This window comes from Phaeovulum sp., assembly GCF_047638075.1.
Taxonomy (GTDB): Bacteria; Pseudomonadota; Alphaproteobacteria; order Rhodobacterales; family Rhodobacteraceae; genus UBA6197.
This window is the reverse complement of the sequence record NZ_JBLJBV010000051.1, coordinates 1-13397: the sequence shown is the minus strand read 5'-3', so window position 1 is coordinate 13397 and position 13397 is coordinate 1. Positions and strand designations below refer to the sequence as shown.

Here is a 13397-nt window from a genome sequence, read left to right as displayed (position 1 = left end):
TCGCCACTATCCTAAAAGAGCCGCCAATTCGCAGGCCTACCAAGCCGGCACTTTGGCCTCTACGGCTTGACGATCAGGGCTGCGTACGTTGCGATCAGGAAAATGGCCGACAAGCAAAGCCCTGAACGGTGCACATGCGGCGCATGCGGATGCCTCCGGCGGGAGTATTTGCCCAAAGAAAAGCCGCGGTCAGCGCCAGTCGAAAAAGCCGGCAGGCGCCCGGGAAAGAAGTTCGCGCGCCAGTTCCTGGCCCATGTTTGCGGCATCATGCACGCTGGCGCGCCCTTCGGCGGTAAGCGATTCAGAGCCGTCAGGGCGCAATATCTCGCCGCGCAGCCAGACGGTGTCACCCTCCAGCACCGCAAGCCCGGCGATCGGGGTTTCGCACGATCCGTCAAGCTCGGTCAGGAAGGCGCGTTCGGCGGCAAGGCGGTGACCGGTGGGGCCATGGTGAATGGCCGCCAGAAGGGATTGGGCGCGGGGATCGCCTTCGCGCCGCTCGATCCCGATGCAACCTTGGGCGACGGCGGGCAACATTTCGGTCACCTCGATCGCAGAGCGTGCAACATGGGCCATGCCCAGACGGTTCAGCCCGGCCATGGCCAGAAAGGTAGCGACGGCCACCCCGTCGTCCAGTTTCTTTAGCCGGGTCTGCACGTTGCCGCGAAACTCGACCAGTTTCAGGTCGGGGCGGCGGTTGGCCAGTTGCGCGCGCCGCCGCAGGCTGGACGACCCCACCACCGCGCCCTGCGGCAGATCGGCCAGTTGTGCCACGCCGGGCGACACGAAGGCATCGCGCACATCTTCGCGCGGCAGATAGCAATCCAGAAGCAGGCCCACCGGTTGCACGGTTGGCATGTCTTTCATCGAGTGCACGGCAATGTCGATCTCGCCTGTCAGCATTGCCTCTTCGATTTCCTTGGTGAACAGGCCCTTGCCGCCGATTTCCTTTAGCGGCCGATCCAGAACCCTGTCGCCGGTGGTCTTGATCACCACGATTTCAAACGCATCCTCCGGCAGGCCATGCGCGTCCATCAGGCGGGTACGGGTCTCAAACGCCTGGGCCAGCGCCAACGGGCTGCCACGGGTGCCAATCTTGAGGGTGTCGCGGGGGGAGGGCATATGTTTCATGCCCCCCGAATACCCGCGTCAAATGGCCCGCGCAAGCCGCACAACGCTTGACATCACGCCGCAGGCCGCGATGAAGGGGCAAGTCAAGGAGATAGCCATGAGTGTAGCGACCGAAAAGACCATCCTGCGCGCCCTGCGCGGCGAGACCCTGCCCACGCCTCCAGTGTGGATGATGCGGCAGGCGGGCCGTTACCTGCCCGAGTATCGTGCGACCCGCGCAAAGGCAGGGGATTTTCTGTCGCTGTGCTACAACTCTGAGCTGGCCGCCGAGGTGACGTTGCAGCCGATCCGCCGGTTCGGGTTTGACGCCTCGATCCTGTTTGCGGATATTTTGTTGTTGCCGCAAGCGCTTGGCGCGGATCTGTGGTTTGAAACCGGTGAAGGGCCGCGGCTTTCGACCATCACCGACCCCGAGGGCCTGCGCGCGCTGAAGGGCAAGGATGACATCCACGCCCATCTGGCGCCCATCTATGAAACGGTGCGAATTTTGACGCGTGAATTGCCGCGGGAAACCGCGTTGATCGGTTTTGCCGGGGCGCCCTGGACCGTGGCCACCTATATGATAGCCGGGCGCGGCACAAAGGATCAGGGGCCGGCGCATGCGCTGAAGGCGGCAGACCGGGCGACATTTACCGCACTGATTGATCTTTTGACCGAGGCCACCATCGAATACCTGTCCGAGCAGGTCAAAGCCGGGGCCGAGGTGATCAAGCTGTTCGATTCATGGGCGGGCAGCCTCAAGGGGCAGGACTTTACCGATTTTGCCCTAAAGCCGACCGCAAGAATCATTTCCGAGCTAAAGCGCCGCCACCCCGGCCTGCCGATCATCGCCTTCCCGCGCGAGGCGGGCGACGGCTATATCGGCTTTGCCAAGGCAACCGGCGCCGATTGCGTGGCGATCGACAATTCAGTCGCACCGGAATGGGCGGCCCAGCATGTCCAGGTTGATGGCTGCGTGCAAGGCAACCTTGCGCCGGGGCATATGGTGACCGGCGGGCAAGCCCTGATCGACGAGACGCGCCACGTCGTCAAAGCCTTCTCGAAAGGGCCGCATATCTTCAACCTTGGTCACGGGATCACACCCGACGCCAACCCCGACAACGTGGCGCTGATGATTGAAACGATCCGCAACGGCTAGAGCTGGGGCGCAGATCCCAGCCGTAAAAGGTGGGCCTTGGCCCACCTTTTTTCACGCCGCGGGTCAGGCTTTCGGTTTTCCCTTGGGCTTGCCTGCGGGTTTGCTGGCCGGTTTGGCAAACTTGGCCGCTGGCTTCGCCCCGAACTTGGCGGCGGGTTTTGCGCCGGGCTTGCCGAATTTGCCCGCAGGCTTGCCCGCCGGTTTAGCCCAGGGCTTGGCACCCGGTTTGGTAGGGGCTTCGGAATAGGCCGCATCCCGCGGCGTGCGGGGGCTGCGTTCCGGCGCACTCAGCGGGTCAAAATTGCTGCCCTTGCGGTGCGGTTTCTTGCCGTCAGCGGCCTCAGGCGCGCTAGGGGCGTATGGCTTTTTTTCAGCGTAGGCGGATTTCTCGCCATACGCCTTCTTTTCACCGTAGGCGGGTTTCTCGCCATATGCCTTCTTTTCACCGTAGGCGGGTTTCTCGCCATATGCCTTCTTTTCACCGTAGGCGGGTTTCTCGCCGTAGGGTCTTTTCTCAGCGTAGGCAGGCTTATCATCATACGCGCGTTTGGGGGCAGGTTTGCGGCCCTGCATCGGGCGTGGGGCGCTATGGGCCTCGGTGCCGACGGGGGCCTTGTCCATCACGCTTACCGCGATGCCGTCCTCCAGTTCGCGCTTGGGGCCGATTGCCGCCAGAAAGCGGGTGCCGGCATCAGCATGGATCTGCACGAGGGTGCGTTCTTCCTGAACCCGGATCGCGCCGATATCGCGGCGCGACAGATCGCCCGCGCGGCACAGCATCGGCAGCAGCCAACGTGGATCGGCACGCCCCTCTTGCCCGATCGAAAGCGTGACCCAAAGGCTTTCGCCAAACTCGGCCCGTTCGCGCGGCTTTGGGCCGTCGACACCCACCACCGACAGATCTTCGGGGGCCGAGCGTTGCGCCATATACTGACGCACCACCGCCACCGCCAGCGCCTCGGCGTCATAGGTGTCCATCAGCCGCGCAACCAGCGCGGATTCGTCACCGCTGACCGGATTGGTCAACACCGGATCGGCCAAAAGCCGTTCCACATCGCGCGCCGACACCTCATCCGCCGAGGGCGCGCTGACCCAATTCGCGTTGATCTGCGCCAGGGCCAACAGGCGTTCGGCCTTTTTGCGGGCGTTAAAAGGCACGATCAGCGCTGAAACACCCTTGGCCCCTGCCCGCCCGGTCCGGCCCGAACGGTGCAACAGCGCCTCGCGGTTTACCGGCAAATCTGCGTGAACCACCAATTCCAGCCCCGGCAGGTCGATCCCGCGCGCGGCCACGTCGGTCGCAATACAAACCCGCGCCCGGCCATCGCGCATCGCTTGCAGCGCGTGCGAGCGTTCTGCCTGCGACAACTCGCCCGACAGCGCCACCACCTGAAAGCCACGGTTCAAAAACCGCGTCGTCAAATGTGTGACCATCGCCCGGGTTGAGCAAAACACCAACGCCGTCTTGGCCTCATAATACCGCAAGACATTGACGATCGCATTTTCACGATCAGAGTTTTCAACCAAAAGCGCGCGATATTCGATGTCAGAATGCTGTTCGCGCGCGGCGATGGTGGAAATACGCTGCGCATCGCGCTGAAATGTGCCTGCCAGTCGCGCAATTTCCTTGGAAACCGTGGCCGAGAACATCAACGTGCGGCGATCTTTGGGCGCGCCGGACAGGATAAATTCCAGATCCTCGCGGAACCCCAGATCAAGCATTTCATCGGCCTCGTCCAGCACCGCGACATTCAGCGCCGAAAGGTCCAGCGCGTGGCGGCGCATATGGTCGCAGATCCGCCCAGGCGTACCCACGACGATATGGGCGCCCCGTTCCAAAGCCCGGCGTTCAGCGCGCGCATCCATACCGCCGACACAGGCAGCAATCACCGCGCCGGTGGGGGCGTAAAGCCACTCCAACTCGCGTTTGACCTGCATCGCCAATTCGCGCGTGGGCGCAATGATGATGGCGCGCGGGCTATCGGCCGGGCCAAAGCGACGCTGATCACCCAACAGCCCCGCCGCCATCGCCAACCCGAAGGCCACCGTCTTGCCCGACCCGGTCTGCGCCGATACCAGCAGGTCGGCTGCGGCCAGCGCCGGGTCAAGTACCGCCGCCTGCACCGGGGTGAGGCTTTCATAGCCCTTCGCCGTCAGCGCTTGGGCCATGGCGTCATGCACGCCGTCAAACTGGGTCATCAGAGGTCTTTCTTCGGCAAGGCCCGGGCACGGGCGGGAACCGCGCCCCTTAACCGGAAACGCGGGTCCTGTATAGCGTAAAGCGCCAGTTTAGGGAATGCGGGCCTTGGCCACCGGCCGGGGCGCGACAAACCCAGTATCGTTTTCGCGCTGCAGCGGTGAATGAGTATTTTTGCCAAAAAAAAGCCAGAGGGGGGATCAACAAAGCATCAGACCCATTTCACCACGGGCGGCAGGCTCATCAGGACGGCGTTGGCATCATGCCCTGTTTCAAGTCCGAATTTGGTACCCCGGTCGTAGACAAGGTTATATTCAGCGTAAAGCCCACGGTGCACCAGTTGGGCGTCCTTATCCGCCTCGGTCCAGGGCGTGTCCCGCCGGATTTCGGTGGGGGGGATGAAGGCGGGAAGGAAGGCGCGGCCGACATCCTGGGTAAAGGCGAAATCGGCCTCCCAATCACCGGTGTTGAGGTCATCGTAAAAGATGCCACCGACACCACGCGCCCGGCCCCGGTGCGGCACGAAAAAGTATTCGTCCGCCCATGCCTTGAAACGCGGATAGTAGTCAGGCGCATGGGCATCACAGGCCGCCTGCATCCGGGCGTGAAAATGCGCCGTATCCTTGGGGTATTCGATACAGGGGTTCAGGTCGGCCCCGCCCCCGAACCACCAGGCGCCGGGGGTCCAGAACATCCGGGTGTTCATATGCACTGCGGGGGTATGCGGGTTTTGCATATGCGCAACCAGGCTGATCCCCGAGGCCCAGAAACGTGGGTCCGCCGCCATCCCCGGCACACCGCGCGCGGTCATCGTGCGTTGCGCGCGCTCGCCCAAGACCCCGTGCACGGTCGAAACATTGACGCCGACCTTCTCGAACACCCGGCCGCCACGCATCACGCTCATCACGCCGCCGCCGGCGTCGGTGCCATCTTCGGCGGCGCGCTTCGTCGGGGTCACATCGAACCGCCCCGCCGGAAGCGCGGCAAAAGGTCCAGTCTGCTGCGTATCCTCCAGCGCCTCGAAACGCGCCACGATCTGGTCGCGCAACGTATTGAACCATGCGCTTGCGCGGGTCTTGCGGTCGGTAAAATCCTCTGGCATCTTCGCCCTCTTTGCTAATCCTCTGCGCAACCTATCAGCCTGCGCTACCAGCGGGAATTGCGTTTTGCGCCGCCCGCCCTATGTTACTATGGCAAACCCCGTCCGAGGTTCCTCATGCTGCGCCTGTTATCTGCCGCCCTGATCTTGTCACTTGCGGCCTGTGGCACCCCACAAGAACGCTGCATCAACACCGCCACGCGTGAACTGCACACCATCGAGCGCCTCCTGAGCGAAGTCGAAGGCAACCTCGCGCGCGGCTACGCCTGGGAAGAATACGAGATCACCCGAAGCCATTGGGTGCGCTGCGGACCCATCGTCCCCTCCCACGTGGACAAGAACGGCAAACATATTACCCCCAGACCGCGGATGTGCCTTGAAGACTATACTGATACCCTGCGCCGCCGCGTCGCGATCGACCCGGCATCCGAAAAACGCAAGCGTGACGGTCTGATTGCCAAGCGCGCCGAACTGACGCGAACCGCCAAGGCACAGATCGCACAGTGCCAGGCGCTCTACCCGGAATAATCACCCCCGGCTTTTGTTTGGTCAAAATACTCCCGCCGGAGGCTCCGCCCCCCGGCAACACGCGTTGCGCTCAGAATGCAGGCACCGGCACCGCGTCCATCAGCCCCCGTCCGCCATCAATGGTCAGGATCTGTCCCGTCATAAACCCCGCCCCGTCCGAGGCCAGAAACCGTACCGCTTCAACAACCTCATGCGCCGCCGCGATGCGGTGCATTGGCGTGCCCTCGGCAATCGAGTCGCGCCAATCGGTGTTACCCTTCAGCACCGCCTGAAGACTGGCACTCATTACCGATCCGATAGCGACGCCGTTCACCCGGATACCCTGCGGCGCCAGCGCAACGGCAAGGCTGCGCGTGGCCTGATCTTGCGCTGCACATGCGATGGAATACGCCAGCAGTTCAGGCTGGGTGCGGGTCGCGGCAATCGACGACATGTTGATGATGGAGCCGATCTGTTGCCCTGTGCGGTCGTCCTTCTCAGCCTGGGTGATCATCCGTTTGGCGGTCATCTGACTTAACCTCAAGCCGGCCATCATGTTTTGCCGCAACATCGCCTCCAGCACCGCCTCATCGGTAGAAAGCGGGTCCACAGTCGCAAAACTGCGCGCGGCATTGACCAGAATATCGACCCGGTCAAAGGCATCGATCGTGGCCGACAACAAATTGGCCAGCGTCAGTTTCTGGCACAGATCGCCCGAAAAATACCGTAACGTGCCGTCATCGGTACTGCTGTTACCAACCTCATCGGCCAGCTTGGCTTCGTCGATATCGGCGAACATCACATTGGCGCCGCGATTGGCAAAGTGACGTGCGATGGCAAGACCGATGCCATGCGCGGCGCCGGTAACAATCGCGGTTTTGCCCGAAATGGAAAGTGACATGGAACCTCTGGCGTTGAAAAGCCTGCTGGCGTTGATTCTGGTGGAACGTTAGCCGATTTCACCCATGCGGGCGACCCGCCGCTCCGACAATCGGCTTCGTCGCGCGCATCACCTTGAAGGCGCCATCGCCCGCAACCTCGGCAACCTCATGAAATGCGGCGCGCAGGGCGGCCTCATAGGGCAGATGGCGGTTGGCCACCATCCAAAGCGTACCCGAAAGCGACAGCATCCCCCCGGCTGCGCGAATGAAAGCGGCCCCCAAGGCAGGGTCCGCGGCGCGTGCGGTGTGGAATGGCGGGTTCATCACCACCGCGCCAAAGCGCGCTTCGGGCTGAAACTGCGTCGCATCGGCCCAATGGAAATGCGCACGCGGATCGTTGATATTGGCGCGCGCGCAGGCCAGCGCGGCGTGATCGGCCTCAATCAGATGCAGCTCATCCACGCCGTCACGTTTCAAAACCTCGGCAGAAAGCCAGCCCCAACCCGCACCCAGATCCGCCACCCGTCCCGGCAGTTTGGCGGGCAAAGCGGCGGCCAGCAACATCGACCCGCGGTCCACGTTATCTGCCGAAAACACCCCCGGCAGGGTGATGAACCCCGGCGCGGGGTGCAAGGGCTGCGCCTGCCATTCGGCCAGTGCCCCGGACGTGGCCGCAAAGGAAAACACCTTGCCATGCGCTTTTGATATCGGGTCCGACACCGGGCCAGCGGCGCGCAAACCCTTCAAGACGCTGTCAATTCCGTCGGTTTTGGCGCCATCCACCCAGATCGGGCCGCCGGGGCGCACGCGGGTTGCCGCCTCGTGTAGCAGCGCGCGCGCCTCGGATTTGGAGCGCGGCAGAAACACCACCGCAGCGGCATAAGGCCCGGCGGGTTCAGGCGCGACCGCATAGCCCTGGGCGGCAAAGGCGTCATGATCGGGGCGAAACCCCTGAACAACGCGCACCCGATCTTTCGGCAAATCGCCAAGATCGGTTTCGCCCCGCGGGCTGAAAACGGCGATCTCACCCACGGCGGGCAACGCATCGGGCGCTTGCAGCGCAAGGGAAAGGCGGGGATGGCTCATGGTGCGGCGGGCCGGGGCCCTATTCCTTTTCCATCGTGCATTGCAGCGGATGCTGATGGCGACGGGCGAAATCCATCACCTGCGCCACTTTGGTTTCCGCCACCTCATGCGAGAAAACGCCGACCACCGCCAGCCCCCTCTTGTGCACCGTCAGCATTATTTCAAACGCCTGCGCATGGTTGAGACCAAAGAACCGCTCCAGAATATGCACCACGAATTCCATGGGCGTGTAATCGTCGTTCAGCAGCAGCACCTTATATAGCGGCGGGCGCTGTGTCTTTGGTTTGGTCTTGGTGGCAACCCCCAGATCGCCCTCGGGGTCGTCCTTGCGGTCGGCCATCATTTGGGGCGGTTGAAACACGGGGGTAGGCTCCTTAACGGGAATCGGGGGTGGCGGTTGCTGGGAATATAGGCCCGTCGTCGTATATGAAAAGGCCTTGACGCGGTAAATGCCCATCGCCGTTGCCCTCGCCCGCGTTTGACTGCAAAAAAGGCGACGAAGGGGACATTCGATGCTGACCACCATTGCCTTTGATGCTGACGATACGCTTTGGCACAACGAGCGTTTCTTTCAAATAACCCAGACCCGCTTTGCCGCCCTGCTGGCGGACCACGCCGCACCTGAACATCTGGCCGCGCGTCTTTTGGCGGCCGAGCAGCGCAATATCGGCCGTTACGGCTTTGGCGTGAAGGGCTTTGTGCTGTCGATGATCGAAACCGCGATAGAGGTGACCGATTCTCGCGTGCCGGCCAGCGTGATCGGCGCGCTGGTCGAGGCGGGGCACCAGATGCTGGCGCATCCGATTGAGCTGCTGCCCCATGCCCGCGAAACAATTACCGCGCTGGCGGGGCGCTATCGGCTTTTGGTCATCACCAAAGGCGATCTGCTGGATCAGGAACGCAAGCTGGCGCAATCGGGCCTTGGCGATCTGTTCGACGGGGTCGAGATTGTCTCGGACAAGACCGCCGATGTTTACGCGGCGCTCTTTGCCCGCCACGGCACCGGGGCAGCCGAGGGGCTGATGGTGGGCAACTCGCTAAGATCCGATGTGTTGCCGATGCTGACTGCGGGCGGCTGGGGCGTTCATGTGCCGCATGATCTGACCTTTGCGCTGGAACATGCCGAGCCCCCGCTGGGCCACCCCCGTTTCGCAACAATCACTGACCTTGGCGCACTATCTGACGTGTTAAGCCGGATACCGGATTGACAGATGATCTGGTGGGCATTGCGCGATGCCCCCCTTCATCTTGTTAGTTGCGTGAAAGACGCAATGAAACGCCTTGAAATAATGTTATTTTCACCGCGCAAATCCCGTGCTAGGCTGACCAAGAGCAATAAGCCCCACCAAAAAACGGGGCGCTGAGGCAGAAAAAGGGCGAGAACCGTGACCACGCTGACGCGCTGGGTCCGTTACGGGCTATTAACACTTATTCTTTTCATTGCACCGATTCTGGCGCAGGCCGCCCCCTATGCGGCGCTGGTGATGGATGCGCGCACCGGCGAGGTGCTGTATTCAACCAACGCCGACACAAGGCTGCACCCGGCCTCGCTGACAAAGATGATGACGCTTTACATCACTTTCGAGGCGATTGAACGGGGCGAAATCAGCCTTGATACGATGGTGACAGTCTCAAAAAACGCGGCATCAGAGCCACCCTCGAAACTGGGTCTTCGGGCCGGTCAAAAGATTGCCGTGCGCTACCTTATTCGCGCCGCGGCAATCAAATCCGCCAACGATGCTGCAACCGCGCTGGGCGATCATATCGGTGGTGATGAGGCGCATTTTGCCGCACGCATGAACCGCACCGCCAAAGCGCTGGGAATGAAAAACACCACCTTCAAAAACGCCAACGGCCTCACCCGCGAGGGACACCGCTCAACAGCGCGCGACATGACTGTGCTGGGGCGGCGCCTGTTTTACGATTTCCCCCAATATTACAACATCTTTTCGCGCCGCACCGCAGATGCCGGCATGGCAAAAGTGGCAAACACCAACCGCCGCTTTCTAAGTGCCTATGAAGGCGCCGACGGGATCAAGACAGGCTATACCAATCCTGCCGGGTTCAACCTTACGGCCTCGGCAAAGCGGGGCAACAAACGCATCATTGCAACCATTTTTGGCGGCACCTCTACCGCACAACGCAACGCCAAAATGGCCGAATTGCTGGATATCGGCTTTGGCCGCGCACCGGGTCGGGTGAAAGAAGACAAACCCGCCGCCCCGCAATACCTGGCCGAGGCCACCTCGGAACCAGCGCAAAATACTGCCGGCGCCAGTGGCAAGACAATCCGCCTTGTTGCCGCCCCCTCACGCAGCCCGCGCCCGTTGATGCGTCCCGGCGCACAGCGGCCTGATGCCGATGCAATCGCGTTTGCGGTTGCCGCAGCGGTCGCAGCACAGATCACACCCGTTCCCGCCACTGCCGCCGTCATCCCAGACACGGCGCCGATCCCCGCTGCACTGCAACTTGCCAGCGCAGACACGCCACGCCCGCTTCCCGCCCCGGTCCGGCCTACGGCCATCGCCAACACGGCCCTCGCAGAAATCGCCCCTGATACGCCTGACTTTGCGCAGGCCACCGCACCCCAACCTGAAACGCTGCACCTCGCCAAGGTTGCGGCCGCAGAACTTGCCTCCGCCAACGAAGAAGACCTCTACGCAGAGGGCGACCGCGACGACCCCGCCTTTGGCAGCCAGTTCCTGCAATCCACCACACCGCAGCCTGAAACATTGGCTCTGACCGAAAGCGTGGCCCCCCGCGCGCGCCCCGAAACGCTGATCCTCGCCTCGCTCACCCCCGAGGCCCCCGGCCCGCGCGAAGAACCCGAAGTGATCGCCCGCGTCTCGTCTTCGGGCGGCCGTCACTGGGGCATCTCCCTGGGGAAATACAACTCGCAATATCAGGCCGAACGGCAACTGCTGCAAACCGCACTGATGGAAAGCGATACTTTGGGCGATGCGCTGCGCAAGGTGGCCAAACGCAAGACCGGATTTGAGGCAAACTTTGTCGGGATGAACCGCGACACCGCCGATCTCGCCTGCCGCCGCCTCCACGCGCGCAACGCAGATTGCACGGTAATAGGCCCCTGATCACCGGGCGCTGTGCCGCCGCTTTTTTTTGGCTGAAATACTCCCGCCGGAGGCTCCCGCCCCAGCCATCTGCCCGCCCTCAGGGTTTGGGCCGCTCATCCCATTCGGTTGAGAGTATCCGCTCGCTGTCGCCCTTGGGGTCGTCATACTGCCGCCCCTTAAGCGCCCAAAAGAACGCGACCAGACCAATACCGCCCATGAACAGCGAAATCGGGATCAGATAGACCAGTGTTATCATTTTGCCCCTGCCCCCTTACTTCAAACGCAGCGAATTCAGTGACACCGTAATGGATGACAGCGACATCGCCAAGGCCGCAGCCAGTGGCGTCGCCAGGCCCACCAGCGCGATCGGCACCGCCACGACGTTGTAAAGAAACGAGATCGAGAAGTTTTCCTTGATCCGCCGGCGCGCTTTCACGGCCACGCGCACCGCCTCGGCCACCGGGGCCAGATCCTGCCCCAAAAGCACGATATCCGAGGCCGTGCGCGCCGCATCCAGCGCCGATGCCGGCGAAACCGATACATGCGCACCAGCCAATGCGGCGGTGTCGTTCAGACCGTCGCCCACCATCAGTACCTTGGCGCCCGCCGCCGTCAGATCAGCAACCAGCGCCGCCTTTTCGGCAGGCAGCACACCCGCACGCCAGTCCCGGATACCCAGGCGCGTGGCAAGGGCCAAAACCGCCCCCTCCACATCGCCCGATACCAGATGCACGGCCTTGCCTTGCGCCAGAAACTTTGCCACCGCCTCTTCGGCCCCGGGGCGCAGCCGGTCGGCGAACCGCACAGACTGGGGCGCCTCGCCCCCAATCTTGAGATGCGTGGCCGTGACCGCACCGGGCACAGCACCCAGCCAATCCGCCCGACCCAACCGTACCATAACGCCATTTAGCCGCCCCTCGATGCCGTGGCCCGGCACCTCGCGCAGATCCGTCACCCCCGCCGGCACAACGCCAGCAGCCCGCGCGGCCTCGGCCAGCGCCCGCGCCAGGGGATGCGACGACCCCTCTGCCAGCGCCGCCGCCACCGCTAGATCACGGGGCGAAAGATCGGTCAGGTTTTCAGGCTCGGGCGTGCCCATGGTCAGGGTGCCGGTCTTGTCAAACACCACGGCATCGACCTCAGCCAGACGTTCCAGCGCGGTGCCGTCCTTGATCAACAGCCCCGCGCGAAACAGCTTGCCGCTGGCGGCAGTCACCACCGCAGGCACCGCCAGCCCCAGCGCACAAGGACAGGTGATGATCAGGACCGCAGCCGAAATATTCACCGCAAAGCGCACATCGCCGCCGGTCTTCCACATCCAGAATCCGAAGGCCGTGAAGGACAGCAAATGCACCAGCGGCGAATAAAGCCGCGCCGCCCGTTCAGCAAGCGAGGTGTATTTGTTCTTGGCACTTTCCGCCGTGGCAACCAGATCGGCCATGCGGTGCAGCGAACTGTCACGGCCCGCCGCGGTTACGCGCAGCGTCAGCGGGCCGGTCAGATTGACCTCACCCGTCGAAAGCGCCTCGCCCGGCCCGGCCCGGACGGGCAGGCTTTCCCCCGTCAGCAGGGATCGGTCCAATTCGCTGGTGCCCTCGGTCACGATACCGTCGGCGGGTACACGGGCACCGGGGCGCACGCGAACACTATCGCCCACAACCAGATCGCCCACCGGCACCACAACCTCGGCCCCGTCTTTCAGCAGCGTCGCACGCGGCACTTCCAGCGCGGCCAGCTCTTCAGCGGCAGACCGGGCCACGGCGCGGGTGCGGTAATCCAGATAGCGGCCGACCAGCAGGAAGAAGGTCAGCATCACAGCCGCATCGAAATAGGCGTGATGACCGTGCTGCATCGTCTCATAAACGGAAATGCCCGAGGCCAGAATAATCGCAAGCGAGATGGGCACATCCATCCCCAGCCGCCCCGCCCGCAGCGACTGCCAGGCGCTGATGAAAAACGGCTGGCCCGCAAAGGCCACCGTGGGCAGCGCAATCGCCGCCGAAATCCAGTGGAAAAGGTCGCGCGTGGTTGATTCTGCCCCGGCCCAAACGGCAACCGACAGCAGCATGATATTCATCATCGCAAAGCCCGACACGCCAATCCGCATCAAGATATCGCGGCCCCGTTTGTCAGCCTCGGTCGCTGACAGCATGCCCGCGTCCAGCTCATGGGCCTCATAGCCGATCCGGGCCAGGCAGGCGATCAGATCGTCGGCGGTAATACCCGGCGCCGCCTCGACGCTGACCCGTTTCAGGGTCAGGTTCACGCGGGCAGACTGCACCCC

At 63.0% G+C, this 13397-nt stretch carries 12 protein-coding genes; 4 read left to right on the top strand and 8 right to left on the bottom strand.

Going from position 1 to position 13397, the window contains the following annotated elements; all coding sequences use genetic code 11:
• Window positions 1-189: 189 nt before the first annotated feature.
• On the bottom strand, window positions 190-1131 hold the full coding sequence (gene hemC, locus ACM62R_RS07655; RefSeq protein ID WP_415183467.1) for a hydroxymethylbilane synthase: 942 nt from the start codon (window positions 1129-1131) through the stop codon (window positions 190-192).
• Between the two features lie 97 nt (window positions 1132-1228).
• On the opposite strand from hemC, the gene hemE reads away from it, so the two are divergent.
• The gene (gene hemE, locus ACM62R_RS07650; protein ID WP_415183466.1) at window positions 1229-2269 is read left to right on the top strand and encodes a uroporphyrinogen decarboxylase; all 1041 of its coding nucleotides are present in this window, start codon (window positions 1229-1231) and stop codon (window positions 2267-2269) included.
• A gap of 63 nt (window positions 2270-2332) precedes the next feature.
• Here the strand turns inward: hemE and ACM62R_RS07645 are convergent, their stop codons facing one another.
• Window positions 2333-4468, bottom strand: a complete 2136-nt coding sequence (locus ACM62R_RS07645) for a DEAD/DEAH box helicase (RefSeq protein WP_415183465.1) — start codon at window positions 4466-4468, stop codon at window positions 2333-2335.
• A gap of 209 nt (window positions 4469-4677) precedes the next feature.
• Window positions 4678-5568, bottom strand: coding sequence for an oxygen-dependent coproporphyrinogen oxidase (hemF, locus tag ACM62R_RS07640; protein ID WP_415183464.1), 891 nt, complete (start codon window positions 5566-5568; stop codon window positions 4678-4680).
• A 114-nt stretch (window positions 5569-5682) separates the two neighbouring features.
• Here hemF and ACM62R_RS07635 point away from each other — a divergent pair, with 114 nt between their 5' ends.
• Window positions 5683-6093, top strand: a complete 411-nt coding sequence (locus tag ACM62R_RS07635; protein ID WP_415183463.1) for a hypothetical protein — start codon at window positions 5683-5685, stop codon at window positions 6091-6093.
• Between the two features lie 70 nt (window positions 6094-6163).
• Here ACM62R_RS07635 and ACM62R_RS07630 read toward each other — a convergent pair whose 3' ends face one another.
• From ACM62R_RS07630 to clpS, 3 genes are read right to left on the bottom strand one after another with little or no spacing between them, the layout of a single operon-like run.
• Window positions 6164-6973 carry an SDR family NAD(P)-dependent oxidoreductase gene (locus ACM62R_RS07630; protein WP_415183462.1) on the bottom strand — a complete coding sequence of 270 codons (810 nt, stop codon included), beginning with the start codon at window positions 6971-6973 and terminating at the stop codon, window positions 6164-6166.
• Window positions 6974-7031: 58 nt separating this feature from the next.
• On the bottom strand, window positions 7032-8039 hold the full coding sequence (locus ACM62R_RS07625; RefSeq protein ID WP_415183461.1) for a methyltransferase: 1008 nt from the start codon (window positions 8037-8039) through the stop codon (window positions 7032-7034).
• Window positions 8040-8058: 19 nt separating this feature from the next.
• Complete coding sequence (clpS, locus tag ACM62R_RS07620; protein ID WP_415183483.1) at window positions 8059-8382, bottom strand: ATP-dependent Clp protease adapter ClpS; 324 nt, start codon at window positions 8380-8382, stop codon at window positions 8059-8061.
• A gap of 169 nt (window positions 8383-8551) precedes the next feature.
• Between clpS and ACM62R_RS07615 the strand changes: the two genes are divergently transcribed.
• Together ACM62R_RS07615 and ACM62R_RS07610 are read left to right on the top strand one after the other, a co-directional pair.
• Window positions 8552-9247, top strand: coding sequence for an HAD family hydrolase (locus ACM62R_RS07615; protein ID WP_415183460.1), 696 nt, complete (start codon window positions 8552-8554; stop codon window positions 9245-9247).
• Window positions 9248-9424: 177 nt separating this feature from the next.
• Entirely contained in the window at window positions 9425-11131 is a 1707-nt protein-coding gene (locus ACM62R_RS07610; protein WP_415183459.1) for a serine hydrolase, read from the top strand.
• A gap of 79 nt (window positions 11132-11210) precedes the next feature.
• Here the strand turns inward: ACM62R_RS07610 and ccoS are convergent, their stop codons facing one another.
• Both ccoS and ACM62R_RS07600 read right to left on the bottom strand, forming a co-directional pair.
• A complete protein-coding gene (ccoS, locus tag ACM62R_RS07605; protein WP_415183458.1) occupies window positions 11211-11369 on the bottom strand; it encodes a cbb3-type cytochrome oxidase assembly protein CcoS in 159 nt (52 codons plus the stop codon).
• A gap of 15 nt (window positions 11370-11384) precedes the next feature.
• Window positions 11385-13397, bottom strand: a 2013-nt coding sequence (locus ACM62R_RS07600; RefSeq protein ID WP_415183457.1) for a heavy metal translocating P-type ATPase, incomplete at its 5' end; no start/stop codon positions are given.

Excerpts from the sequence above, each read along its gene's own strand:
- clpS (WP_415183483.1), bottom strand. The coding sequence starts at position 8,382 with ATGATGGCCGACCGCAAGGACGACCCCGAGGGCGATCTGGGGGTTGCC.
- ccoS (WP_415183458.1), bottom strand. The coding sequence starts at position 11,369 with ATGATAACACTGGTCTATCTGATCCCGATTTCGCTGTTCATGGGCGGT.
- ACM62R_RS07615 (WP_415183460.1), top strand. The coding sequence starts at position 8,552 with ATGCTGACCACCATTGCCTTTGATGCTGACGATACGCTTTGGCACAAC.
- ACM62R_RS07635 (WP_415183463.1), top strand. The coding sequence starts at position 5,683 with ATGCTGCGCCTGTTATCTGCCGCCCTGATCTTGTCACTTGCGGCCTGT.
- ACM62R_RS07630 (WP_415183462.1), bottom strand. The coding sequence starts at position 6,973 with ATGTCACTTTCCATTTCGGGCAAAACCGCGATTGTTACCGGCGCCGCG.
- ACM62R_RS07645 (WP_415183465.1), bottom strand. The coding sequence starts at position 4,468 with ATGACCCAGTTTGACGGCGTGCATGACGCCATGGCCCAAGCGCTGACG.
- ACM62R_RS07625 (WP_415183461.1), bottom strand. The coding sequence starts at position 8,039 with ATGAGCCATCCCCGCCTTTCCCTTGCGCTGCAAGCGCCCGATGCGTTG.
- hemF (WP_415183464.1), bottom strand. The coding sequence starts at position 5,568 with ATGCCAGAGGATTTTACCGACCGCAAGACCCGCGCAAGCGCATGGTTC.
- hemC (WP_415183467.1), bottom strand. The coding sequence starts at position 1,131 with ATGAAACATATGCCCTCCCCCCGCGACACCCTCAAGATTGGCACCCGT.
- hemE (WP_415183466.1), top strand. The coding sequence starts at position 1,229 with ATGAGTGTAGCGACCGAAAAGACCATCCTGCGCGCCCTGCGCGGCGAG.